Annotated in this window: 23 protein-coding genes and 1 other annotated feature; of the genes, 12 read left to right on the forward strand and 11 right to left on the reverse strand. The window is 53.1% G+C overall.

All coding sequences use genetic code 11. The features are described from left to right. Positions 1-194 precede the first annotated feature (194 nt). Together recN and nadK are read right to left on the reverse strand one after the other, a co-directional pair. Complete coding sequence (recN, locus tag WFN87_RS22380; protein ID WP_336983820.1) at positions 195-1,856, reverse strand: DNA repair protein RecN; 1,662 nt, start codon at positions 1,854-1,856, stop codon at positions 195-197. Between the two features lie 86 nt (positions 1,857-1,942). Continuing rightward, positions 1,943-2,821, reverse strand: a complete 879-nt coding sequence (gene nadK / locus WFN87_RS22385; protein ID WP_008458177.1) for an NAD(+) kinase — start codon at positions 2,819-2,821, stop codon at positions 1,943-1,945. 123 nt (positions 2,822-2,944) lie between these two features. Here nadK and grpE point away from each other — a divergent pair, with 123 nt between their 5' ends. Next, entirely contained in the window at positions 2,945-3,523 is a 579-nt protein-coding gene (gene grpE, locus WFN87_RS22390; protein ID WP_008458175.1) for a nucleotide exchange factor GrpE, read from the forward strand. 48 nt (positions 3,524-3,571) lie between these two features. On the opposite strand, the gene WFN87_RS22395 is transcribed toward grpE, so the two are convergent. Both WFN87_RS22395 and WFN87_RS22400 read right to left on the reverse strand, forming a co-directional pair. After that, the gene (locus WFN87_RS22395; RefSeq protein WP_039286882.1) at positions 3,572-4,858 is read right to left on the reverse strand and encodes an HlyC/CorC family transporter; all 1,287 of its coding nucleotides are present in this window, start codon (positions 4,856-4,858) and stop codon (positions 3,572-3,574) included. A gap of 20 nt (positions 4,859-4,878) precedes the next feature. Further along, positions 4,879-5,667, reverse strand: coding sequence for a cytochrome C assembly family protein (locus WFN87_RS22400; protein ID WP_008458173.1), 789 nt, complete (start codon positions 5,665-5,667; stop codon positions 4,879-4,881). Between the two features lie 167 nt (positions 5,668-5,834). Between WFN87_RS22400 and ffh the strand changes: the two genes are divergently transcribed. From ffh to rplS, 5 genes are all read left to right on the forward strand, one after another. Further along, positions 5,835-7,196: a signal recognition particle protein gene (gene ffh / locus WFN87_RS22405; protein WP_008458172.1), complete on the forward strand. Its 1,362-nt coding sequence runs from the start codon at positions 5,835-5,837 to the stop codon at positions 7,194-7,196. 113 nt (positions 7,197-7,309) lie between these two features. After that, positions 7,310-7,558, forward strand: a complete 249-nt coding sequence (gene rpsP / locus WFN87_RS22410) for a 30S ribosomal protein S16 (RefSeq protein ID WP_038479704.1) — start codon at positions 7,310-7,312, stop codon at positions 7,556-7,558. Between the two features lie 18 nt (positions 7,559-7,576). Next, positions 7,577-8,125, forward strand: coding sequence for a ribosome maturation factor RimM (gene rimM, locus WFN87_RS22415; RefSeq protein WP_008458170.1), 549 nt, complete (start codon positions 7,577-7,579; stop codon positions 8,123-8,125). Between the two features lie 46 nt (positions 8,126-8,171). Then, positions 8,172-8,939: a tRNA (guanosine(37)-N1)-methyltransferase TrmD gene (gene trmD, locus WFN87_RS22420; RefSeq protein ID WP_008458169.1), complete on the forward strand. Its 768-nt coding sequence runs from the start codon at positions 8,172-8,174 to the stop codon at positions 8,937-8,939. A gap of 164 nt (positions 8,940-9,103) precedes the next feature. Then, positions 9,104-9,451: a 50S ribosomal protein L19 gene (rplS, locus tag WFN87_RS22425; RefSeq protein ID WP_008458168.1), complete on the forward strand. Its 348-nt coding sequence runs from the start codon at positions 9,104-9,106 to the stop codon at positions 9,449-9,451. A gap of 228 nt (positions 9,452-9,679) precedes the next feature. Here rplS and WFN87_RS22430 read toward each other — a convergent pair whose 3' ends face one another. From WFN87_RS22430 to WFN87_RS22440, 3 genes are read right to left on the reverse strand one after another with little or no spacing between them, the layout of a single operon-like run. Further along, positions 9,680-10,165, reverse strand: a complete 486-nt coding sequence (locus tag WFN87_RS22430; protein WP_008458166.1) for an OmpA family protein — start codon at positions 10,163-10,165, stop codon at positions 9,680-9,682. Next, positions 10,162-11,406 carry a diguanylate cyclase DgcN gene (dgcN, locus tag WFN87_RS22435; RefSeq protein ID WP_008458165.1) on the reverse strand — a complete coding sequence of 415 codons (1,245 nt, stop codon included), beginning with the start codon at positions 11,404-11,406 and terminating at the stop codon, positions 10,162-10,164. The genes WFN87_RS22430 and dgcN overlap by 4 nt, the downstream gene beginning before the upstream one ends. Continuing rightward, the gene (locus WFN87_RS22440) at positions 11,399-11,965 is read right to left on the reverse strand and encodes a YfiR family protein (RefSeq protein WP_442892791.1); all 567 of its coding nucleotides are present in this window, start codon (positions 11,963-11,965) and stop codon (positions 11,399-11,401) included. Before WFN87_RS22440 ends, dgcN begins: the two co-directional genes overlap by 8 nt. 444 nt (positions 11,966-12,409) lie before the next feature. On the opposite strand from WFN87_RS22440, the gene aroF reads away from it, so the two are divergent. From aroF to WFN87_RS22455, 3 genes are all read left to right on the forward strand, one after another. Beyond that, positions 12,410-13,480, forward strand: a complete 1,071-nt coding sequence (gene aroF, locus WFN87_RS22445) for a 3-deoxy-7-phosphoheptulonate synthase AroF (protein WP_008458162.1) — start codon at positions 12,410-12,412, stop codon at positions 13,478-13,480. A 10-nt stretch (positions 13,481-13,490) separates the two neighbouring features. Further along, entirely contained in the window at positions 13,491-14,612 is a 1,122-nt protein-coding gene (tyrA, locus tag WFN87_RS22450; protein WP_336983821.1) for a bifunctional chorismate mutase/prephenate dehydrogenase, read from the forward strand. A 77-nt stretch (positions 14,613-14,689) separates the two neighbouring features. Further along, entirely contained in the window at positions 14,690-15,562 is an 873-nt protein-coding gene (locus tag WFN87_RS22455) for an SMP-30/gluconolactonase/LRE family protein (protein ID WP_336983822.1), read from the forward strand. 37 nt (positions 15,563-15,599) lie between these two features. Here WFN87_RS22455 and pheA read toward each other — a convergent pair whose 3' ends face one another. The 4 genes from pheA to bamD all read right to left on the reverse strand — a co-directional run bounded on the left by pheA (position 15,600) and on the right by bamD (position 18,366). Continuing rightward, a complete protein-coding gene (pheA, locus tag WFN87_RS22460; protein WP_336983823.1) occupies positions 15,600-16,760 on the reverse strand; it encodes a bifunctional chorismate mutase/prephenate dehydratase in 1,161 nt (386 codons plus the stop codon). A 21-nt stretch (positions 16,761-16,781) separates the two neighbouring features. Next, positions 16,782-16,906: a sequence feature (Phe leader region), on the reverse strand. Then, entirely contained in the window at positions 16,858-16,905 is a 48-nt protein-coding gene (locus tag WFN87_RS22465; RefSeq protein WP_336983826.1) for a hypothetical protein, read from the reverse strand. It overlaps the preceding feature by 48 nt. A gap of 108 nt (positions 16,907-17,014) precedes the next feature. Further along, positions 17,015-17,359, reverse strand: a complete 345-nt coding sequence (gene raiA, locus WFN87_RS22470) for a ribosome-associated translation inhibitor RaiA (protein ID WP_008458158.1) — start codon at positions 17,357-17,359, stop codon at positions 17,015-17,017. 269 nt (positions 17,360-17,628) lie between these two features. Continuing rightward, entirely contained in the window at positions 17,629-18,366 is a 738-nt protein-coding gene (gene bamD / locus WFN87_RS22475) for an outer membrane protein assembly factor BamD (protein ID WP_008458157.1), read from the reverse strand. 133 nt (positions 18,367-18,499) lie between these two features. Here bamD and rluD point away from each other — a divergent pair, with 133 nt between their 5' ends. The 3 genes from rluD (at position 18,500) to clpB (ending at position 22,912) form a co-directional block, all read left to right on the forward strand. Then, positions 18,500-19,480, forward strand: coding sequence for a 23S rRNA pseudouridine(1911/1915/1917) synthase RluD (rluD, locus tag WFN87_RS22480; RefSeq protein ID WP_008458156.1), 981 nt, complete (start codon positions 18,500-18,502; stop codon positions 19,478-19,480). Then, positions 19,477-20,208, forward strand: coding sequence for a purine nucleoside phosphorylase YfiH (gene yfiH / locus WFN87_RS22485; protein ID WP_166995732.1), 732 nt, complete (start codon positions 19,477-19,479; stop codon positions 20,206-20,208). The genes rluD and yfiH overlap by 4 nt, the downstream gene beginning before the upstream one ends. A gap of 130 nt (positions 20,209-20,338) precedes the next feature. Next, positions 20,339-22,912, forward strand: coding sequence for an ATP-dependent chaperone ClpB (gene clpB, locus WFN87_RS22490; RefSeq protein ID WP_166995734.1), 2,574 nt, complete (start codon positions 20,339-20,341; stop codon positions 22,910-22,912). Positions 22,913-23,121 lie beyond the last annotated feature (209 nt).

The following is a 23,121-nucleotide window of genomic DNA, read 5'->3' on the forward strand; positions in this document are numbered from 1 at the left end:
GAGTAGTGCGTGGCTCATTCGTATTATGCCGATGATAATAGACCTTTAAGCAGTTTAAAACCTCAAGGCGCTCAACTCTGACAGTGGGAGCATAAAAAAGTTGGTTGAAAAGGTGGCAGAAAGTCGGATTAGCGAGTGGGGCGGGTGTTTTTTGCACAATGCACGGCGCTGGATACACCGTGCATTGTAAAGCCTCAGGCGGCCAGCAGCTCTTTGGCATTGGCCAGCGTGTTGCGTGTCACTTCACTGCCGCCGAGAAGACGAGCAAGCTCCTGTAGGCGAGAACGTTTGTCCAGCGGCTGCATATGCGTTTCGGTCATTTCCCCGTCGGTTTCTTTGCTGACGAAGAAGTGGTGGTGACCGCAGCCGGCAACCTGCGGCAGGTGAGTGACGCACATCACCTGAGTAGATTCGCCTAGCTGACGCAACAGTTTACCCACCACCGCGGCGGTCGGGCCGCTGATCCCCACGTCGACTTCATCGAAGATCAGCGCCGGTGTTTCCATTTTTCGGGCGGTGATCACCTGAATCGCCAGCGCGATGCGAGAAAGCTCGCCGCCTGAGGCCACTTTTGCCAGCGGCTGCAGCGGCTGCCCTGGGTTGGTGCTGACGCGGAAATCAATGCGGTCAGCGCCTTCGGCGGTGAGGTGGTTTTCGTTAAATTCGACGTCAATGGCGAGCTTCCCGTGCGGCATGGAGAGCGAATGCATGCTTTCCGTAATCAACTGGCACAGTTCATTGGCATATTTGGCCCGGCTTTGGTGCAGCGCCTGCGCCACGGCAAGCGCCTGCTGATGATGCTGGGCAACGGCCTGCAGCAACGCTTCCAGCGACCCGGTTTGCTCATCCAGTAACTGCTGTTCATCCAGCAACTTCTGGTGGAAATCGGGTAGCTCTTCAGGCGTGATGTGGTGCTTACGTGCCAGAGAGATCTGACGAGAAATACGTTGTTCCAGTTCATAAAGACGGTTTGGATCCAAATCCAGACGATCGCAGTAATGGCGTAGTTCGTCGCTGGCTTCGGAAATCTGAATGGCGGCTTCTTCCAGCATATCCAGTACGCCAGAGAGCTTGTTATCCATGCCCACCAGTTCACCCATGAGGTGGCGCACGGTATACAGCTGACTTTGTAGATTGCTTTCTTCCCCGTCGGCCAGCACGTCCAGCGCCTGCTGGCTGGTGGAGAGCAGTTGGCCGCTGTTGGCGAGGCGCTTGTACTCTTCATCAATCAGTTCGAATTCACCGGCAACGGGAGAAAACTCATTCAGCTCTTTGAGCTGGTAGTGAAGCAGTTCGGCTTTGGCTGAACGCTCCTGAGCCAGTTGCTGATGCTGCGCCAGAGTACGGCAGCTTTGGTGCCATTCGCGGTAGCGTTCTGCCATTTGTTGAATCAGCGCCTGCTCGCCGGCATAGCCGTCCAGAAGCGTTTTTTGATGCTCGGGCTTGAGCAACAGCTGGTGGGCGTGCTGGCCATGAATCTGGATAAGCAACTGACCGAGATCGCGCAGTTGGGAAAGGGGCACGGCGGTACCGTTGATAAAGCCCCGGGAGCGGCCATCGCTGCTGATCACGCGGCGAAGCAGGCATTCGCTGCCGTCTTCCAGCTGGTTTTCTTCCAGCCAGCGTAGCGCAGCCGGGGTGTCTTTCAGGGAAAAGCGGGCGCAGAGATCCGCGCGATTTGCACCAGAACGCACCATATCCGCTTCCGCGCGACCGCCCAGGCACAGGCCCAGCGCATCTATGGCAATAGATTTACCGGCACCGGTTTCCCCGGTAATGGCCGTCATCCCGTGATGAAAGTCTATATCAAGTTCACGAACGATAGCGAAATTGCTGATGGTGAGTTGAGCGAGCATGACCACTCTCCTGTATGAAAAATCATAACTGTGTTTTCATACAGTATAAACTGGTTTTATATACAGTAAAGTGGCCAGGTGGTTTTTTAGAACAATTTTTTTGACCAGCCGAGTTTCGAACTTAATGTGTTGAAATAGCTGTAGTCTTTCGGGTGAATCAGGTTGAGATGGTAGTCGCAGCGGCGAATGAGTACGTCTTCACCTTCCTGAATAGGCAAAGCAATCTGGCTGTCGCAGCTGATTTCAAGGTCACTTCGCATATGGGAAAAACGCAGGCGAATGGTGCTGCTGCTGTTGATCACCAGCGGGCGCGCAGACAGCGTGTGCGGGAACATCGGCACCAGCGTAATAGCATCCAGCGAAGGCGTAAGAATCGGGCCACCAGCGGAAAGCGAGTAGGCGGTCGAGCCGGTCGGCGTGGAGATAATCAGCCCGTCAGAGCGCTGTGAAAACGCAAAGATTTCATCGATATAGACTTCGAACTCAATCATATGCGCGACTTTACCGGGGTGAAGCACCACTTCGTTTATCGCGGTACTGAGGCGCGTAGGCGTATCATGCTGACAGACCTGGGCTTCGAGCAGGAAGCGGCGTTCGGTGATGTAATGCCCTTCAAGAACGTCCGCCAACTGCTGCTGGGCATTGTCCGGGTCAAGGTCGGTCAGGAAACCCAGGTTGCCACGGTTGATGCCAATGACTTTAATGTCATAGCGAGCGAGCACCCGAGCGGCGCCCAGCATATTGCCATCCCCGCCGACGACCACGGCCAAATCAGCCTGCTGGCCTATCTCCGCCAGCGTGCCGGTTTTCACCTGCTTGAGGTTTAGCTCCTGGGCGATTTGCTGTTCCACCATCACTTCATAGCCTTTGGCGCACAGCCAGCGATAGAGCATTTCATGCGTGGTCAGAGCGGTGGGGTGACGCGGATGCCCGACAATACCGATGCAGTTGAAATGTTTGTTCATTATCCTGGTGGTCCTTATTCGCAGACGTTCCTGCGACAATATGACAGGTTCCCTTGAAACCCTGAAACTGATCCCCATAATAAGCGAAGCAGCGAGATGAATGCTAAAAACGCGGAGAATTTCATGAGTAGTAAAGAACAGAAAACACCTAACGAGCAAGCCCCGGAAGATATCGTCATGGATCAGCACGAAGAAGTCGAGGCCGTAGAAGGTGCCGATGTCGTGGATCCGCGCGACGAAGAGATTGCAAATCTGCAGGCTCAACTGGCAGAAATGAAGCAGCGCGAGCGTGAAATTGAGCCGCGCCACCAGGCTGATTTAGCTAACCTGCGTCGCCGTACCGAACAGGATATCGAGAAAGCGCACAAGTTCGCCCTGGAAAAGTTCGTGAACGAACTGCTGCCGGTTATCGACAGCCTGGATCGCGCGCTGGAAGTGGCCGACAAGTCCAACCCGGATTTAGCCCCAATGATCGAAGGCATTGAGCTGACCCAGAAGTCGATGCTGGATGTGGTTCGCAAGTTCGGCGTGGAAGTGGTGGGCGAAACTAACGTGCCGTTTAACCCGGACGTGCACCAGGCGATTGCGATGGTTGAATCTGCCGACGTTGCACCAAATAACGTGCTGATGGTGATGCAGAAAGGTTACACCCTGAACGGCCGTACTATTCGTGCCGCGATGGTTTCCGTAGCCAAAGCCTGATTTATTGCCGAAAGTAAAAAGCCAGCCCGGAGGCTGGCTTTTTTACGTCTATTGCTCAACGCTTTGCCGCAAAGGCTTCACCGGCGTGACGCGCACCTGCTTAATCATGTTGTCCTGTACGTCTAGAATATCGATGTCGTACTGACTGAGCCGGATGCGGGTTCCAGCCGCCGGGATTTCCTGAATCTCTTCCAGAATCATCCCGTTTACCGTGCGGGCGTCGTCTTCCGGCAGCGTCCAGTTAAAGGCTTTATTGAGTTCTCGCACGTTGGCACTGCCTTCGATAATGACCGAGCCGTCGTTTTGCGGCGTCACTTCTTCCGCAAGCGTAGGGGACATGGACGTGGTGAAGTCACCGACGATCTCTTCCAGAATATCCTCTACGGTCACCAGGCCCTGGATATCGCCGTATTCATCTACCACCAGGCCGACTTTCTTTTTATTGCGCTGAAATTTCACCAGCTGCACGCTGAGCGGGGTGCCTTCAGGCACAAAGTAAATCTCATCGGCAGAGCGCAGCATCACCTCTTTGGTAAACTCTTTTTTCTCGGTCATCAGGCGGTAGGCTTCGCGGACGCGCAGCATGCCGATGGCATCATCCAGACTGTCGCGGTACAGCACTATGCGGCCGTGCGGGGAGTGCGTTAACTGGCGGACGATGGACTTCCAGTCGTCATTAATATTGATACCGACGATTTCGTTCCGCGGCACCATGATGTCGTCGACGCTGACCTTTTCCAGATCCAGGACCGACAGCAGCATATCCTGGTTGCGCCGCGAAATTTGCGAGCGGGATTCATGCACGATGGTTCGCAGCTCGTCTTTGCTGAGGGCGGTGCTAATAATGTTGTCAACCTTGATGCCAACCATGCGCATCAGCAGACGGGTAATAGTATTCAACAGCCAGACCAGCGGCATCATCAGGAACTGCAGCGGGCCGAGCAGCCAGCTGCTTGGATAGGCGACTTTTTCGGGATACAGCGCGGCGATGGTTTTAGGCAGGACTTCGGCAAACACCAGCACAACAAAGGTTAAAACACCGGTTGCTATTGCCACGCCTGCGTTACCGTAAAGGCGGATGCCGACGATAGTCGCTAATGCAGAAGCCAGAATATTGACCAGGTTGTTCCCGATTAACACCAGGCTGATCAGGCGGTCTGGCTTGCGCAGGAGTTTTTCAACGCGCTTCGCTGCCCGGTTGCCCTGTTTGGCGCGGTGGCGCAGGCGGTAGCGGTTTAGCGTCATCATGCCGGTTTCTGACCCGGAGAAGTACGCGGACACCACCACCATGATGATCAGGGTGACGATCAGCGTGGTGGTTGAGATGTGTTCCAAAAGTGATTTCCTTTAAGAGATTAGCTAACGAACTGCTGCAGGACACGGCTGCCAAAATAAGCGAGGGTTAAAATGCCCGCGCCGGCAACGTTGAACCAGACTACGCGGCGGCCGCGCCATCCTTCATGATAGTGCCCCCACAGCAGAACGACGTAGACAAACCAGGCGAGAATCGACAGCACGGCTTTATCGACGTTTTCCATGCTGAACAGGTTCTTCATGTAAAACAGGCCGGTGCACAGCGTCAACGTCAGCAGGACAACGCCCACCTGGGTGATATGAAACATTTTACGTTCGATCACCATCAGCGGCGGCATTTCTGCGCTGAAGGCCAGCTTTTTGTTCTTTAACTGGTAGTCAATCCACGCCAGCTGCAAAGCGTACAGCGCGGCAATGATCAGCGTCGCATAGGCAAAGAGCGACAGGCCGATATGCACCATCATTCCCGGTGTGGCTTCGAGATGGGTGATAAATTCGTTGGGCATAAAGGTCGCCAGCGCCAGATTTATCAGCGCAAAGGCGTAAACAATCGGTAACAGCAGCCAGCCGCGATTACGAGAGGCGACAATGGTCATGACCGTACAAATCATCAGGCTGACGAGGGACCCTACGTTCAGCAGGCTCAGGTTTTGCCCGCCATCGACGGTAAAGAAGCGCGCTTCCAGCGCCAGCGCATGGCTGACCAGGGCAATAGCGGCGGACAAAATGGCAAAGCGTCGCCATCCGCTGTTCTTCCGCAGAAGACCGGGAATGATCAGCGCCAGGCTGACGGAGTAGGCTACAAGCGCAAGAATGGCGAAAACGGGCATAGTAAGATGTCGGTCAAATTGGCCAGAGAACAAAAAAGCCAGTATAACGTTACCTGTCGCCTGCTCCAACCGTTGGATCACACCCGAGGCGGCTTCATGATATAATCCGCCAAATTCAGTTTTGTGTCGCGAGCTGCGGCCCCAGTTACCACGTTAGGCAAAATACCATGTTTGATAATTTAACAGACCGTCTGTCGCGTACCCTGCGCAATATTAGCGGCCGTGGGCGGCTAACCGAAGAAAACGTTAAAGAGACGCTGCGCGAAGTGCGCATGGCGCTGCTGGAGGCGGACGTTGCGCTGCCGGTAGTGCGTGATTTTATCAGCCGCGTTAAAGAAAAAGCGGTGGGGCATGAAGTCAATAAAAGCCTGACCCCGGGCCAGGAGTTCGTCAAAATCGTTCGCGCTGAACTGGTTTCCGCGATGGGTGAAGAGAACAGCAGCCTGAACCTGGCGGCTCAGCCACCGGCAGTTGTGCTGATGGCTGGCCTGCAGGGCGCCGGTAAAACCACCAGCGTCGGTAAGTTAGGTAAATTCCTGCGCGAGAAGCAGAAGAAAAAAGTGTTGGTGGTTTCAGCGGACGTTTATCGCCCTGCGGCGATTAAACAGCTGGAAACTCTGGCCCAACAGGTTGAGGTGGACTTCTTCCCGTCTGATGCGCAGCAAAAGCCTGTCGATATCGTTAACGCCGCGCTGAAAGAAGCGAAGCTGAAGTTCTACGACGTGCTGCTGGTGGATACCGCCGGTCGTCTGCACGTCGACGAAGCAATGATGGACGAAATCAAACAGGTTCATGCCGCGATTAAGCCGGTAGAAACGCTGTTTGTAGTCGATGCCATGACCGGTCAGGATGCGGCGAATACCGCGAAGGCCTTCAACGAAGCGCTGCCGCTGACCGGCGTGGTGCTGACTAAAGTGGACGGTGACGCCCGCGGCGGTGCGGCACTGTCTATTCGCCATATCACCGGCAAACCAATCAAGTTCCTCGGCGTGGGGGAGAAAACCGAAGCGCTGGAGCCGTTCCACCCGGACCGTATTGCCTCCCGTATCCTCGGCATGGGCGACGTGCTGTCGCTGATTGAAGATATCGAAAGCAAGGTTGACCGCGCGCAGGCTGAGAAGCTCGCCAGCAAGCTGAAAAAAGGCGATGGCTTTGACCTGACCGACTTCCTTGAACAACTCAAGCAGATGAAGAACATGGGCGGCATGGCGAGCATGATGAGCAAGCTGCCGGGCATGGGCCAGTTGCCTGATAACGTCAAATCCCAGATGGACGACAAAGTGCTGGTGCGTATGGAGGCGATTATCAGCTCGATGACGCTGAAAGAACGCGCACAGCCGGACATCATCAAAGGCTCCCGCAAGCGCCGTATCGCGCAGGGTTCCGGCATGCAGGTGCAGGACGTTAACCGCTTACTGAAGCAGTTTGACGACATGCAGCGCATGATGAAGAAAATGAAGAAAGGCGGCATGGCCAAAATGATGCGCGGTATGAAAGGGATGATGCCACCAGGTTTCCCTGGCCGCTAAGCTCTTTTCGATTGCTTTTTACGCCGAAATGAGTAAAATTTTCGGGCTTTTAATATGACACCGGGCTCCATCCCTCGATGGGGCCCGGCGTTTTATTCACTAAAGAGGATGTTATGGTAACTATTCGTTTAGCACGTCACGGCGCTAAAAAGCGTCCGTTCTACCAGGTTGTCGTTACTGATAGCCGTAATGCACGTAACGGTCGCTTCATTGAGCGCGTTGGTTTCTTCAACCCTATCGCTAACGAGAAAGAAGAAGGCGTTCGCCTGGATCTGGATCGCGTAGCACATTGGGTTGGCCAGGGCGCAACCGTTTCTGATCGCGTTGCTGCGCTGATCAAAGAAGCTAAGAAAGCAGCTTAATCTGTCACGGTGGTCATGATGAGCAAGCAACTCGCCGCACAGGTTCCTGTTAACCCAATTGTGTTGGGCAAGATGGGCTCCTCCTACGGTATTCGTGGTTGGCTCAGAGTGTTTTCCTCCACCGAAGACGCCGAAAGCATTTTTGACTACCAGCCCTGGTTTATCCAGCGCGGCGGTCAGTGGCAGCAAGTACAGCTGGAAAGCTGGAAGCACCACAATCAGGATCTGATCATCAAGCTGCAAGGCGTTGACGATCGGGATGCCGCGAATCTTCTGACCAATTGCGAAATTGTCGTGGATTCAACACAGCTGCCGGCTCTTGAAGCGGGTGACTACTACTGGAAAGACCTTATGGGCTGCCAGGTAGTGACCACTCAGGGCTACCAGCTCGGTAAAGTCATCGACATGATGGAAACCGGCTCGAATGACGTTCTCGTCATCAAGGCAAACCTGAAGGATGCATTTGGCATCAAGGAGCGGCTGGTTCCGTTCCTCGATGGGCAGGTTATCAAGAAAGTCGATCTCGCTACTCAAACCATTGAAGTAGACTGGGATCCTGGTTTTTAAAACTCCGAAATCATACGGTAGTCGCTAGCATAGTGGGGATTGGCTTGTGTTTATTGGTGTAGTTAGCCTGTTTCCTGAGATGTTCCGCGCAATTACCGATTACGGGGTAACTGGCCGGGCAGTAAAAAATGGCCTGCTGAGCATTCAAAGCTGGAGTCCACGCGACTTCACCTATGACCGGCACCGTACCGTGGACGATCGTCCTTACGGTGGCGGACCGGGAATGTTGATGATGGTTAACCCTTTGCGGGAAGCTATCCACGCAGCGAAAGCAGCGGCAGGGGAAGGTGCTAAGGTTATCTATCTTTCACCTCAGGGGCGCAAGCTTGATCAAGCGGGCGTCAGTGAACTGGCAGCAAATGAGAAGTTAATTCTGGTTTGTGGCCGTTACGAAGGGATCGATGAGCGCGTGATCCAAACCGAAATTGACGAAGAATGGTCAATCGGCGATTACGTTCTCAGCGGCGGTGAGCTACCAGCGATGACGCTGATTGACTCAGTCTCCCGGTTTATTCCGGGCGTTCTGGGGCATGAAGCATCGGCAACCGAAGATTCGTTTGCTGAAGGGTTGCTGGATTGCCCTCACTACACCCGTCCTGAAGTGTTGGATGGCATGGAAGTACCGGCAGTGTTATTGTCGGGGAACCATGCGGAGATTCGCCGTTGGCGCCTGAAACAGTCGCTGGGCCGCACCTGGCTTAGAAGACCTGAACTTTTGGAAAACCTGGCTCTGACTGAAGAGCAAGCAAGGTTGCTGGCGGAGTTCAAAAAAGAACATACGCAACAGCAACATAAACATGATGGGCAGGCGTAAGCCCCCTTAACCCCAAAATAGTTGGAGTTGCAGCAAGACGGCAAGCGAGTGAATCCCGATGAGCTTACTTCAGTAAGTGATTTGGGTGAAGGAGAGCAGCCAGCGCAGATGCAGCTTCAAATATGACGGGGAAATATCAGTTTACCCAGGATAAGAGATAAATTATGAGCAATATTATTAAGCAACTTGAACAAGAACAGATGAAACAGGATGTACCTTCCTTCCGTCCGGGCGACTCCGTGGAAGTGAAAGTATGGGTCGTTGAAGGTTCTAAAAAACGTCTGCAGGCATTTGAGGGCGTGGTTATCGCTATCCGTAACCGCGGTCTGCACTCTGCATTCACTGTTCGTAAAATTTCTAACGGCGAAGGTGTTGAGCGTGTATTCCAGACTCACTCCCCAGTAATCGACAGCATTACTGTTAAACGTCGTGGTGCCGTTCGTAAAGCTAAACTGTACTACCTGCGTGAGCGTACTGGTAAGTCTGCTCGTATCAAAGAGCGTCTTAACTAAGATTCGCTTAGGCGACATCCAAATAAAAGGGCTGCCATCTGGCAGCCCTTTTTTATGGGAAAAAAAGCATCGTGCGCTTGTAAAGGTCATCACTCTGGCTGAAAAACATGTGAATTGTGTTTTGTTGTTTGCCCCAAACAGTCGAAAACCACGTTTTTCGGCTGTTTGTCACCGGACGGAAAGGGCTGCCATCTGGCAGCCCTTTTTTATGCTCTAAATCGGCCTTGATTATGGGGCGGTGATGACGACCGCGACGCGGCGGTTTTCCGCTCGGCCTTCGCCGGTGTTGTTGCTGGCCACCGGGTATTTCTTACCCAAACCTTGGGTTGTGAGGTTGCTGCGTGGGATGTGAGCACCTTCGGCCCAGGCATCTGCCACGATATTAGCGCGCTTGAGGGAGAGCTGTTCGTTGTAGCCGTCTTCACCGTAGTTATCCGTGTGACCATCCATGCGGGCGTGTTTCAGGCCGGTCGCAGAGAGTTTGGCGGCCATACTCTGGATGGTCTGGTAGCTTTCAGGCTGCAGCTTGTACTGGTTTTTACCAAACAGGATCTTGTCTGACAGTCCAAGTGACCAGCCGTCGTTTGACTCAGAGAATCCGTACGAGCGCATCGCGGCAACCTGTTCAGGAGAGAACGTCGATGGCGGTGCCTGACAGCCAGTTAACAGAAACGAGAAGAGGATTGCCGGTGCAAATAAGCGTGAAGCTTTCATAATGTATCCCTTTGGGGCGGTTTTATTAGCAACTCACGTTGCTTGTGTTTTTCTATGTACATATTGCGATCAGCAGTTTCCATCAGGCTTTCCGCTGAGGTGATATCTTTCGCGAGCGCAACGCCGATGCTTAGGGTCATGGTGACCCAGTGCTCGCCTGGTAAAAGGATCGGCTGCTCGACCATTTCTTTTAACTGTTCCAGCACGGAAGCGGCCTGTTCTTCGCTGTTCACAGAATGAAGCAGCATGGCAAATTCGTCCCCGCCGAGACGGAAGGCGAGGTGGCGCGTATTGGCATACACCTGTAACCGTTTTGCGACTTCAATAAGCACAGCATCCCCGGCCGCATGTCCCCAGGTATCGTTAACAAATTTGAAGTTGTCGCCGTCCATAAACAGCAAGGCGCTGTTCTGGAGTATTTCGGGATCTGCAATCAGTTTATCCAGCGCGGTTCGGAAGGCTGCTCGGTTTGCCAGGCCCGTCAATGAGTCCTGCAGGGCCGTTTTCTGCAGCGAAGCATTTTTCAGCTGAAGCTGTTTTTGCCATTCTTCCATCTCATCCAGCAGGCTGTTGAAGTCCTGGGCAAAGAGGTGAAACTCCTCAATTTTTTCCGGTGATACGCGGCGAGAAAAGTTACGGTTGCTGCGAACGTCGTGGACAACGTCAGTAATATTCTGCAGCGCGGCATCAATATCGCGATGTAAATGGCGTGAAATGCCTAAGGCGATAACTGACGCGAGTAAAATACAGGCCGTCAGCACGCCTAATGAGAGCCAGACAAACAAAGTCACGGTAGCATCCGTGCCTATCAGCCGCATTTCCCCGATGATTTTCCCGTTATGCCAGATAGGCTGCCTGATCGGATGAGGATATAGCCACCGGGTCACCAGGCCACTCACCATGTCATGCTGAGACGGCTTATCTGCCTGCCAATGCGTGAGCTCCTGACCATTAACATCTACCACCTTTGCGGCGGTGAATTGCCCTTGCTTGCCCAGCACGGCCAGGGTTTCATTGGCCGCGGTGCCATCACGGAAAACAACGGCGGCTTCCAGGCTATGACTTACAGTCACCGCCAGCAATTCGAGGTTTTTTTGCGCATACTGTTTTAGCGTCAGCATCGAAGCGACGGAAAGCAGCAGCCAGACAGCCAGCATGGCAATAACCACGCTGATTATGCTGATTCTACGTAACGTTCCTTTAAACGTTGGACGTGACGGCGTAGTCAAATCCTTATTCATGACTATTATTCCCTGGCCGAGCCAGCAGTAATACATCCGGACTAACCCTGACGCCGCTGCGGCTGAGGGCATCAAGGTTTACCGAAAAAGAAACTGCGTCATTATGAATATTCAGGCAGAAAGCACTGCCAATTATGCATTGTGGGTTCTGCTCGGCAATTAACAATAAAGGCCGGGATTGATAACGTTCTATTAATTGCAACTGCTGTTGTGGTGACTCGTTACCAAAATATATCCCGTCGCAGTTCGCTCGCAATGCCTCGTCTGATGACTGAACGAGGAGGGGTTGATATGAAATATCGTTATTTTTTGTGCTTAGCGTCGTGGCATAGGCTGCCGTTGAAAATATGCAGAGCTTTGGAAGCCCCTGTAGCTGAGGCCAGCGGGTGTAGCTGACAATCCCGGCCACTGTAGTGCGAACTTTGTCGGGCAGCACGGGGCTTGTTGCCTGTGCAGCCTGCATCCTGAATATCGTTAGCGCGAGGACGATAAACGTTAAAAATAACGTCAGCCCGCGGAGTTGAGACGTGGTTTTCACGTGCCACCAGCCCAAAAGCATCCTGGCCGGTGAAGCCAGTCTTTATTATTTATGATGTTGCCTTTGAGCATATCACTCCCACGTATTTCCGTCATTCATTCCCAGGTGTGATGATATTCCTGATTATCCAAAATAATAACGAGAATAACCCTGGAATGATGCTGTAAATCGTTATCGGTTTCCCCACGAAAAACGCACACGTGGGGGATAATATCAGCATAGAAGGTGGAATGAATTTTTACGCGCGCTTTTGTTTAGTCATGCAGGTTTGACCGTAAAATGTGCATTTTTATGTTTTGTGTAATCTTTTATTTACGAATTTGGCGATTGCATGCGGCATTTAATTGGTTGTGTAACGATTGATTTACGTATAATGGATTGCAATCTTTACTGTCGGCGGTTACAGTAAGGCCTCCTCTACGAGGAAACGACTATCGCAAACGAGCTAAATACAGGGCAGACATCATGCAAAAAGACGCGCTTAACAACGTTCATATCTCTGACGAACAGATACTCATCACGCCGGATCAGCTTAAAGCGGAATTTCCACTCACTGCGGCTCAGGAAGCGCAAATTGAGCAGTCCCGCCAGACGATCTCCAATATTATTGCTGGCCGCGATCCGCGCCTGCTGGTTGTTTGTGGACCTTGCTCGATCCACGATCCGGAAGCTGCGATTGAATACGCTCGTCGTTTTAAAGCTCTGTCTGAACAAGTTAGCGATAGTCTGTACCTCGTGATGCGCGTCTATTTTGAAAAGCCTCGTACGACCGTGGGTTGGAAAGGGCTTATCAACGACCCGCACATGGATGGCTCGTTTGATGTGGAAGCAGGGCTGAAAATTGCGCGTCGCCTGCTGGTTGAGTTGGTAAGCCTGGGGCTGCCGCTGGCAACCGAGGCGCTGGATCCCAATAGCCCGCAATACCTGGGTGACCTGTTTAGCTGGTCTGCAATTGGTGCCCGTACCACTGAATCCCAGACTCACCGCGAAATGGCTTCCGGTCTTTCTATGCCGGTTGGTTTTAAAAATGGGACTGATGGCAGTCTGGGCACGGCGATTAACGCGATGCGCGCCGCGGCAATGCCGCACCGCTTCGTGGGCATTAACCAGGCAGGGCAGGTTTGCCTGCTGCAGACTCAGGGTAACCCGGATGGGCACGTGATTCTGCGCGGCGGTAAAGCACCTAACTACAGCCCGGCGGATGTTGCCCAGTGTGAAGTCGAAATGCAGAAAGCAGGCCTGCGTCCGTCCTTGATGATCGATTGCAGCCACGGCAACTCAAATAAAGACTTCCGTCGCCAGCCGGGCGTGGCCGAATCCGCCATTGCCCAGATTAAAGATGGTAACCGCTCTATTATTGGCCTGATGATTGAAAGTAATATCCATGAAGGGAATCAATCATCAGAGCAGCCGCGAAGCGAAATGAAATACGGCGTGTCCGTTACCGATGCATGCATCGACTGGGAAACTACGGACAGCCTGCTGCGTGAGATCCACAAAGATCTGAGCGGCGTGCTGGCGGCTCGTCAGGCATAAGAGGTTTACTATGGTGGCTGAATTGACCGCACTGCGCGATCAAATCGACGAAGTAGATAAAGCACTACTGGATTTGCTGGCTAAGCGGCTGGAACTGGTAGCGGAAGTGGGGGAAGTAAAAAGCCGCTTCGGCTTGCCGATTTATGTGCCGGAGCGAGAAACCTCCATGCTGGCGTCTCGCCGCAAAGAGGCTGAAGCTCTGGGCGTTCCGCCGGATTTAATTGAGGACGTGCTGCGCCGCGTGATGCGCGAGTCGTACTCCAGCGAGAACGACAAGGGCTTTAAAACCCTGCATCCTGCTTTGCGTCCGGTGGTGATTGTTGGCGGCGGTGGCCAGATGGGCCGTCTGTTTGAAAAAATGCTGACGCTTTCCGGCTACCAGGTTCGTATTCTTGAAAAAGAAGACTGGGACAAAGCACCGGCGCTGCTGGCCGATGCGGGCATGGTGATTGTCAGCGTACCGATTCATATCACCGAGCAGGTTATCGCTAAGCTGCCTCCGCTGCCGGCGGACTGCATCCTGGTGGATTTAGCGTCGGTGAAGAATGGCCCGCTGCAGGCGATGCTTGCCGTACATTCGGGCCCGGTTCTTGGCCTGCATCCGATGTTTGGCCCGGATAGCGGCAGCCTGGCAAAACAGGTTGTGGTCTACTGTGATGGTCGTCAGCCTGAAGCCTATCAGTGGCTGTTGGAACAGATTCAGGTCTGGGGTGCGCGCTTGCACCGCTCCAGCGCGGTTGAGCATGACCAGAACATGGCGTTTATTCAGGCGTTGCGCCACTTCGCGACCTTCGCCTATGGCCTGCATCTGGCGGAAGAAAATGTGCAGCTTGAACAGCTGCTGGCGCTGTCTTCGCCGATTTACCGCCTGGAGCTGGCGATGGTGGGCCGACTGTTTGCCCAGGATCCACAGCTTTATGCCGACATCATCATGTCGTCGGAAAGTAACCTGGCGCTGATCAAGCGTTATTATAAACGGTTCGGCGAGGCGATCGGCCTGCTGGAACATGGCGACAAGCAGGCGTTTATCGACAGCTTCCGGAAAGTGGAGTACTGGTTCGGGGATTACGCGCAGCGTTTCCAGAATGAGAGCCGCGTTCTGTTACGGCAGGCAAATGATAACCGTCAGTAGGTGCCAAAAGGTCTTATAATCAAAAGCCAGTGGGAGTTTGCCCGCTGGCTTTTTTGTTTGTCAAAAGGATCCCTGAAATGGCTGAGCCGCAGTTGCTGTTCGACTATACCGGTCACTTACCCGAATGCCCTACGTGGAGTGCAGAAGAAGGCAGCCTCTACTGGACGGATATTCTGGAGAATGAAATCCACCGCTACCATCTGGCCAGCGGCAAACATGACGTTATTCAGTTTTCTGAAGAAGTAGGCTGTTTTGCCTTGCGTGAGTCCGGCGGATTTATCGTGGCGATGAGAAGCGGTATCTGGCTAACCAATAATACTGGGCTGATCGTGGGCAAAGTCTGTGATAACCCGAGCAACCCGGATTTGGCGCGTTTCAACGATGGCGGCACCGACAGGCAGGGGCGTTTTTATGCCGGCACGTTCTGGGGGCCAGGGGATTACAACGGCGCGCTACTTTGCCGGGTGGATAACGATCTGACGCCGCATGTAGTTCAGCATGATATTCATGGCGCAAACGGGCTTGCATTTAGCCCGGACGGCAAATGGATGTATACCTCTGACACGCCCAATGCCGTGATTTACCGCACGCCGCTGGATGAGCAAGGCGAGCCAGGCCGACGTGAAGTCTTCAGGCGGTTTGCCGAAGGTGAGGGCATTCCTGATGGCGCGGCGATGGATTGCGAGGGCTATTACTGGACGGCGTTGTTTGATGGCTTCCGCATTGTGCGCATTTCTCCTCAGGGTGAGATTGTGGAAGAGCATCGCTTGCCCGTGCGTTGCCCGACGATGGTCTGTTTTGGCGGCGAGGATATGAAAACGCTGTTTATTACCACCACCAGAGAAAACATGGATGAAGATGAAGTGGCCCGATTACCGCTTTCCGGGGCGCTTTTCACCCTCCGCGTTGCGGTGGCCGGAATGGAAAAACTGAAGTTTCGGGAAGTGTGATTTGTGCAGCCCGGTTTTAGCCGGGCTGGCATTGTGATCAGGCCGGGTCGACCGGTACCACGTTTTCGCTTGGGTAGCTGCCGAGCACTTTCAGAGAGCGAGTAATTTCCCCCAACTCGCGCAGCGCCTTACGCATACTCTCATCTTTCAGGTTTGCCTGAATATCCAGATAGAACATCTCTTCCCACGGGTTGCCGTTGATTGGGCGCGATTCCAGCTTAGTCATGATCAGACTGTGGTTGCGTAATACCAGAAGTGCTTCTACAAGGGCACCGGCCTGCTGGCCAGTCGCCATAAGCAATGTAGTTTTCGCTGGTACCTGATCGGACACTTCGACGGCCTTACGGGCCAGAACGATGAAGCGAGTGATGTTCTGGGTCTGGTTCGCGAGGTTACGCTCCAGCACCTGCAGGCCATAAAGTGCGCCGCCGGCTTCGCTGCCCAAAGCGGCAACGCGAGGAGAGTTGGCCTGAGCGACTTTTTCCATCGCGGCAGAGGTACTTTCGGTGTATTCAATTTTCCAGTGTGGATAACGATTAATGAACTGGCTGCACTGCTGGAAAGGTTGAGGATGACTATAAACCGTTTGGATTTCCTCGAGATCGGTGGAACCGGAAACCAGTACGCAGTGGTCAATCGGCACGGTCATTTCGGCAACAATAGACAGGCTGGTGTGCTGCAGTAGATCGTAGACGTCATTAATGGCCCCCGAACTTGTGTTCTCGATTGGCACGACAGCGTAATCGGCCTGGCCGGTTTCCACCTGATTGAAGATGTCGTGGAATTTGGCACAGCCGCTTTCGATGAACTGCTCAAAGTGGCGCGCGGCATACTGGCGCGCAGCAAGATGAGAATAAGAACCTTTAGGGCCGAGGAAAGCGACGCGGGCAGAGTGAGGGTTCGTTTTGTTCAGGTGCTGCTGCAGCAGAGTTTGCTGGGTCAGAACGGAATCTTCAATAATGAGCTGGAACAGGCGCGTGATGTAGTGGGCATCGAGATGGTGAACTTTACCGAGAGTAATCAGGCGTTCCAGTAAATCTCTTTCACGATCGATATCGCGTACCGGGCGGTGAGAAGCGAGTTTGGCTTTGCCAACTTCAACCGCTAGCAGGCGGCGCTCTGCCAGCAGGGCTAACAGCTTTTCATCCAGCGCGCTGATTTTATCGCGCAGGGCCAGCAACGGATTAATTTCGGTCATAACGCTACCTTTTCGGTGTCCATAAAAAAAGCCTCCCGGTTGGGAGGCTTGTTTGTTCGTCTTCGCATTCTTTATCACACGACGAATTGCCTCCCAGTCAGGGGAAGGTAAAAAAGAATGCGAAGAAGAACGGGAAAAATTTCATGTCAGGTTTCCTGAGGAATCTGAGAGGTAAAGTACCTGCTCTGTTTTCGTTCTGTCAATAAAAAACGCGCCCGGAGGCGCGTTGCGGTGAGTGGAAGGAGAGTGATGTATTACTCTTCGTCAGCTTCTGCTTCTGCGAAGGACACGTCTTTCACTGAACCTGCTGCGCGACGTGCTTCACCTTTGTGTTGCACTTTATTTAACTGCCGCTCCAGTTTGTTGATCAAATCGTTGATAGCCGTATACATATCTTCATGTCTGGCACTGGCTACGAGGTGCCCATTCGGTGTGTTAATCGTGGCATCAGCCACAAAACCTTGAGGCTCTTTGGACAAGATAATATGTGGATTAATGAGATGAGTTTGCCACTTGTCCAGTTTGCTGAGACGGTCGGCGACATGCTGGCGAATAGCTGGGGTGATTTCCATTTGCTTGCTGGTAATGTTCATTGTCATAAATTTACCTCTTGTCTTTGCCGTCTTGGTAACTCCAGCATACCGTTCTTAATGTCAAAATGTGTGATGTAAATCACGTTATTTTGTCACTTTTTGTCAAGGAGACCTTTTTGTGAGGCAGGACAGGATATGTGCTTTTAAGGCTTGTGGTTATCAGAAATCACGTCCATATTTGATGGGATGACCTGACGCTAAACCGTTTCAGTTTTCGCGTCGGCAGATAAAAAAAACGGCAGCCGAGGCTGCCGTTTTTCTTGTTATATTGTCGATCAGGTGTTGCTGCTGTTGGCGGCAATGATCTTCGCGACTTTCTCTGCCTGACCCGGCATCTGCAGCTCGCGGTAGGCATTTTCCATCAGCTTCAGGCCATCGCGGGTGGCCTGAGTGTCAGGATAATCACGTAGCATACCTTCTACGCGATTAACTACTGCCACCCACGCGCCGCGTTTCGTGTAATATTGCGCCACGGAAAGCTCATACTTCGCCAGGCGATCTTTCAGGAACACGAGACGTTTAGTCGCATCGGTAACGTACTGGCTGTTCGGGTAGCCGCGCACCAGCTTCGAGAAGTCGTTAAAGGCATCGCGTGCGTGCTGTGGATCCCGGTCGGAACGGTCAACGCCGAAGAAGCCCTGCAGCGCACTGTCATCCAACGCCATGTCCGTCAGGCCACGCATGTAAAGTACGTAGTCGATGTTTGGATGCGTAGGATTGAGGCGCATAAAGCGATCGATCGCCGCCTGAGCCAGCGGTAAGTCCGCATTTTTGTAGTAGGCGTAGATCAGGTCGAGCTGCACTTGCTGAGAGTACGGGCCGAATGGATAGCGGTTATCCAGCGCTTCCAGTTGCGTTATCGCCGCTTTAAAGTTACCGTCCTGCAGCTTTTGCTGGGCAGTCGCGTAGATCTCAGAAGGCGGATTATCAGGAACCTCATCCTTGGAACTGGAGCAACCAGCCAAAGCCAGGCTCAACGTGGCCGCTGCCACCAGATATTTCATGCGCGTCATGACGTTTGACTTTCCTAAGTAATGTTATTTCCGGGAGAGTTCGTGTTCCGGCTCCCGATAAAGACCAGCTACAATAGCACATTATATTAAACGGCATTGCCGTAAAACCCAACGTTAACGAAAGAAGCTGTCTATGGCACAACTAGTACAACTCACAGAAACGGTGTCCGATTCACAACTGGGTCAACGCTTAGATCAGGCATTGGCCGAATTGTTCCCGGATTATTCGCGTTCGCGCATAAAAGAATGGATTCTTGACCAGCGAGTTACGGTCAACGGCGTTGTCTGGGACAAGCCGAAAGAAAAAGTGTTGGGTGGCGAAAGCGTAACCATCAATGCTGAAATTGAAGAAGAGGTCCGCTGGGAGGCTCAGGATATCCCGCTGAATATCGTCTACGAAGATGAAGATATTCTGGTGATCAACAAGCCACGCGACCTCGTTGTGCACCCCGGTGCAGGCAATCCGGACGGTACTGTGCTCAATGCGTTGCTGCACTATTACCCGCCAATTGCGGATGTGCCTCGCGCGGGCATTGTTCATCGTCTGGATAAAGACACCACCGGCCTGATGGTTGTGGCAAAAACTGTCCCGGCGCAAACTCGTCTGGTTGAAGCCCTTCAACTGCGAGAAATTACCCGTGAGTACGAAGCCGTTGCAATTGGTCATATGACAGGCGGTGGTACGGTTGAAGAACCAATCAGCCGCCATCCAACTAAACGTACCCATATGTCAGTGCATCCAATGGGCAAACCGGCGGTCACTCACTATCGCATTATGGAGCACTTCCGCGTGCATACGCGCCTGCGTTTGCGTCTGGAAACCGGCCGTACTCACCAGATCCGCGTTCACATGGCGCATATCAGCCATCCGCTGGTGGGCGATCAGCTTTACGGTGGCCGTCCTCGTCCGCCGAAAGGCGCATCGGAAGAGTTCGTCAGCGTACTGCGCAAGTTTGATCGCCAGGCCTTACACGCAACCATGCTGCGCCTGTACCATCCTATCAGTGGTATTCTGATGGAGTGGAGCGCGCCAATCCCACAGGATATGGTTGAACTGATCGAAGCTCTACGCGCTGATACCGAAACCCATAAAGACCAACTGGACTGGCTATGACCAAAACGATCGTCCCGCACTGGCCTCTTCCTGAAGGCGTTGCTGCCTGTAGCTCAACCCGCGTGGGTGGCGTTAGCGTCGCACCGTATGACTCGATGAATCTGGGTGCCCATTGCGGCGACGATCTGGCTGATGTTGAAGAGAATCGTCGGCTATTTTATGCAGCCGCAGGCTTGCCTTCGAAGCCGGTCTGGCTTGAGCAGGTTCACGGGAAAACTGTGTTGAAGCTAACGGGCGAGCCATATGCCTCAAAGCGAGCGGATGCTTCTTATAGCAATACGCCGGGGACGGTTTGCGCGGTGATGACGGCGGATTGTCTGCCGGTGCTGTTTTGTAATGAGGCCGGAACTGAAGTTGCGGCAGCGCATGCTGGCTGGCGCGGTTTATGTGAAGGCGTGCTCGAAGAGACGGTAGCCTGTTTCCAGGATCGCCCACAGAATATTCGCGCCTGGCTAGGGCCGGCTATTGGTCCGCAGGCGTTCGAAGTGGGGCCGGAAGTTCGCGAAGCCTTTATGGCGAAGGACGAAAAAGCGGCAAACGCTTTTAGCGCAGCGGGCGAAAAGTACTATGCTGATATCTACCAGCTTGCAAGGCAGCGGCTGGCGAACGTGGGTGTTACGCAGGTGTACGGCGGTGACCGCTGTACCTGGACCGAAAGTGGCGATTTCTTCTCATACCGTCGCGACAGAACAACGGGTCGTATGGCAAGTTTCATCTGGCTGATATAACCTATCGAATCAAGACGATCCAGTGCGTGTCGCTCGCGCTTCATATATTTCAGGTCATTAACCTTGAATAATTGAGGGATGACCTCATTTAATCTCCAGTAGCAAATTTGACCTGTTTATGGGAGGAGTTATGCGTCTGGATCGTCTTACCAATAAATTCCAGCTTGCTCTCGCCGATGCCCAATCTCTTGCTCTTGGGCACGACAATCAATTCATCGAACCTCTGCATCTGATGAGCGCTCTGCTCAATCAGGAAGGGGGCTCTGTGCGTCCGTTACTGACCTCTGCGGGAGTCAACGCGGGCAAATTACGTACCGACATCGAGCAGGCATTAAGCCGCCTGCCACAGGTAGAAGGCACCGGCGGCGACGTTCAGCCTTCTCAGGATTTGGTGCGTGTACTGAACCTGTGCGACAAACTTGCACAAAAAAGAAACGACAACTTTATTTCGTCAGAACTGTTTGTTCTGGCGGTACTTGACTCACGCGGCACTCTGACCGACCTGCTGAAAGCGGCAGGCGCAACGCCAGCCAACGTAACCGCCGCGATTGAGCAAATGCGTGGAGGGGAGAACGTGAACGATCAAGGTGCCGAGGATCAACGTCAGGCATTGAAGAAATACACCGTTGATTTAACTGAGCGAGCTGAACAAGGCAAGCTGGACCCGGTAATCGGCCGTGATGAAGAAATTCGGCGTACTATCCAGGTATTGCAGCGCCGTACCAAAAATAACCCGGTACTGATTGGTGAGCCGGGCGTGGGTAAAACAGCCATCGTCGAAGGGCTTGCACAACGGATCATTAATGGCGAAGTACCTGAAGGTTTGAAAGGCCGACGCGTGCTTGCGCTGGATATGGGCGCGCTGGTGGCCGGTGCCAAATACAGGGGTGAGTTTGAAGAGCGTCTCAAAGGTGTGCTGAACGATCTTGCTAAGCAGGAAGGCAACGTCATTCTGTTTATTGATGAGCTACATACCATGGTTGGCGCAGGTAAAGCCGACGGCGCAATGGATGCCGGGAACATGCTTAAGCCAGCCCTGGCTCGAGGTGAATTGCACTGCGTTGGCGCAACCACGCTCGACGAATACCGTCAATATATAGAGAAAGATGCCGCGCTTGAGCGTCGTTTCCAAAAAGTGTTTGTAGCAGAGCCTTCTGTAGAAGACACCATTGCGATTCTGCGTGGGCTGAAAGAACGCTATGAGCTTCATCACCATGTACAAATTACTGACCCGGCGATTGTCGCGGCAGCTACGCTGTCCCACCGCTATATTGCCGATCGTCAGCTGCCGGATAAAGCCATCGACCTCATCGACGAGGCCGCATCCAGCATTCGTATGCAGATAGACTCCAAGCCGGAAGAGCTTGATCGTCTTGACCGCCGTATTATTCAGCTCAAGCTGGAACAACAGGCGTTGAAGAAAGAATCTGATGAAGCCAGTCAGAAACGCCTCAGCATGTTGAATGAAGAGCTGGAAGATAAAGAGCGTCAGTATTCGGAGCTCGAAGAAGAGTGGAAGGCGGAGAAAGCCTCGCTGTCAGGTACGCAGACCATTAAGGCTGAGCTTGAACAGGCGAAAATAGCAATCGAGCAGGCTCGCCGCGTGGGTGACCTTGGGCGGATGTCTGAATTGCAGTACGGCAAAATTCCAGAGCTGGAAAAACAGCTGGCCGCGGCAACCCAAAGCGAAGGGAAAACCATGCGTCTGCTGCGTAATAAAGTGACGGATGCAGAAATCGCCGAAGTCCTGGCTCGCTGGACCGGGATCCCGGTAGCCAGAATGCTGGAAGGTGAGCGCGACAAGCTATTACGTATGGAAAAAGAGCTTCATCAGCGTGTGATTGGCCAGGATGAAGCCGTCGAAGCTGTCTCTAACGCGATTCGTCGTAGCCGTGCTGGATTGTCCGATCCTAATCGCCCAATAGGTTCGTTCCTGTTCCTGGGGCCAACCGGGGTAGGTAAGACTGAGTTGTGCAAAGCGTTAGCGAACTTTATGTTCGACAGTGACGATGCGATGGTGCGTATCGACATGTCCGAGTTTATGGAGAAACACTCCGTATCGCGGCTAGTGGGGGCGCCTCCGGGTTATGTCGGTTATGAAGAAGGTGGCTATTTGACGGAAGCCGTTCGTCGCCGTCCTTATTCCGTTATTCTGCTGGATGAGGTAGAGAAAGCGCATCCGGATGTGTTTAACATTCTGTTGCAGGTTCTGGACGACGGCCGTCTTACCGATGGGCAGGGCCGTACTGTTGATTTCCGTAATACGGTTGTCATTATGACCTCTAACCTTGGTTCAGACTTAATTCAGGAGCGTTTCGGTGAACTGGATTACGGCCATATGAAGGATCTGGTGCTGGGCGTTGTTAGTCAAAGCTTCCGTCCGGAGTTCATTAACCGTATTGATGAGGTTGTTGTCTTCCATCCTCTTGGGGAGCGCCACATTGCTTCTATTGCTCAGATTCAGCTGCAGCGTCTGTACAACCGGCTGGAAGAGCGTGGCTATGGCGTAAGTATCTCTGACGACGCATTGAAGCTCATCAGCGAGAACGGTTACGACCCGGTCTACGGTGCTCGTCCGTTGAAACGCGCTATTCAGCAGCAAATTGAAAACCCATTGGCTCAGCAAATCCTTTCCGGTGAGCTGATTCCTGGAAAAACAATCAAGCTGGAAGTCAAAGACGACCGCATTGTGGCTGTGCAGTAAGTCACTCAACGTAAAAAACGAGCCCATTTGGGCTCGTTTTTGTTTGTAAAACAGCCATTGCTGGCTGGGTTTTATCCTTTTTGCCTGGAAAGTGAGCGGTCAGAAAGTTTTTTCAAATTAGGGGTTGTCAGGCTCTGAGAACTCCCTATAATGCGCCTCCACTGACACGGCGAAGCGGCTTCGAAAGCGGCTTCACAACCCGGTAGTCA

The organism is Cedecea sp. AS113, from assembly GCF_037152415.1.
Taxonomy (GTDB): Bacteria; Pseudomonadota; Gammaproteobacteria; order Enterobacterales; family Enterobacteriaceae; genus Cedecea.

What these genes read in the sequence shown, in the direction of transcription:
- recN (WP_336983820.1), bottom strand. Translation starts at nt 1,856, where the DNA reads ATGCTCGCTCAACTCACCATCAGCAATTTCGCTATCGTTCGTGAACTT.
- nadK (WP_008458177.1), bottom strand. Translation starts at nt 2,821, where the DNA reads ATGAACAAACATTTCAACTGCATCGGTATTGTCGGGCATCCGCGTCAC.
- grpE (WP_008458175.1), top strand. Translation starts at nt 2,945, where the DNA reads ATGAGTAGTAAAGAACAGAAAACACCTAACGAGCAAGCCCCGGAAGAT.
- WFN87_RS22400 (WP_008458173.1), bottom strand. Translation starts at nt 5,667, where the DNA reads ATGCCCGTTTTCGCCATTCTTGCGCTTGTAGCCTACTCCGTCAGCCTG.
- ffh (WP_008458172.1), top strand. Translation starts at nt 5,835, where the DNA reads ATGTTTGATAATTTAACAGACCGTCTGTCGCGTACCCTGCGCAATATT.
- rpsP (WP_038479704.1), top strand. Translation starts at nt 7,310, where the DNA reads ATGGTAACTATTCGTTTAGCACGTCACGGCGCTAAAAAGCGTCCGTTC.
- rimM (WP_008458170.1), top strand. Translation starts at nt 7,577, where the DNA reads ATGAGCAAGCAACTCGCCGCACAGGTTCCTGTTAACCCAATTGTGTTG.
- rplS (WP_008458168.1), top strand. Translation starts at nt 9,104, where the DNA reads ATGAGCAATATTATTAAGCAACTTGAACAAGAACAGATGAAACAGGAT.
- WFN87_RS22430 (WP_008458166.1), bottom strand. Translation starts at nt 10,165, where the DNA reads ATGAAAGCTTCACGCTTATTTGCACCGGCAATCCTCTTCTCGTTTCTG.
- dgcN (WP_008458165.1), bottom strand. Translation starts at nt 11,406, where the DNA reads ATGAATAAGGATTTGACTACGCCGTCACGTCCAACGTTTAAAGGAACG.
- WFN87_RS22440 (WP_442892791.1), bottom strand. Translation starts at nt 11,965, where the DNA reads ATGCTTTTGGGCTGGTGGCACGTGAAAACCACGTCTCAACTCCGCGGG.
- aroF (WP_008458162.1), top strand. Translation starts at nt 12,410, where the DNA reads ATGCAAAAAGACGCGCTTAACAACGTTCATATCTCTGACGAACAGATA.
- tyrA (WP_336983821.1), top strand. Translation starts at nt 13,491, where the DNA reads ATGGTGGCTGAATTGACCGCACTGCGCGATCAAATCGACGAAGTAGAT.
- WFN87_RS22455 (WP_336983822.1), top strand. Translation starts at nt 14,690, where the DNA reads ATGGCTGAGCCGCAGTTGCTGTTCGACTATACCGGTCACTTACCCGAA.
- pheA (WP_336983823.1), bottom strand. Translation starts at nt 16,760, where the DNA reads ATGACCGAAATTAATCCGTTGCTGGCCCTGCGCGATAAAATCAGCGCG.
- raiA (WP_008458158.1), bottom strand. Translation starts at nt 17,359, where the DNA reads ATGACAATGAACATTACCAGCAAGCAAATGGAAATCACCCCAGCTATT.
- bamD (WP_008458157.1), bottom strand. Translation starts at nt 18,366, where the DNA reads ATGACGCGCATGAAATATCTGGTGGCAGCGGCCACGTTGAGCCTGGCT.
- rluD (WP_008458156.1), top strand. Translation starts at nt 18,500, where the DNA reads ATGGCACAACTAGTACAACTCACAGAAACGGTGTCCGATTCACAACTG.
- yfiH (WP_166995732.1), top strand. Translation starts at nt 19,477, where the DNA reads ATGACCAAAACGATCGTCCCGCACTGGCCTCTTCCTGAAGGCGTTGCT.
- clpB (WP_166995734.1), top strand. Translation starts at nt 20,339, where the DNA reads ATGCGTCTGGATCGTCTTACCAATAAATTCCAGCTTGCTCTCGCCGAT.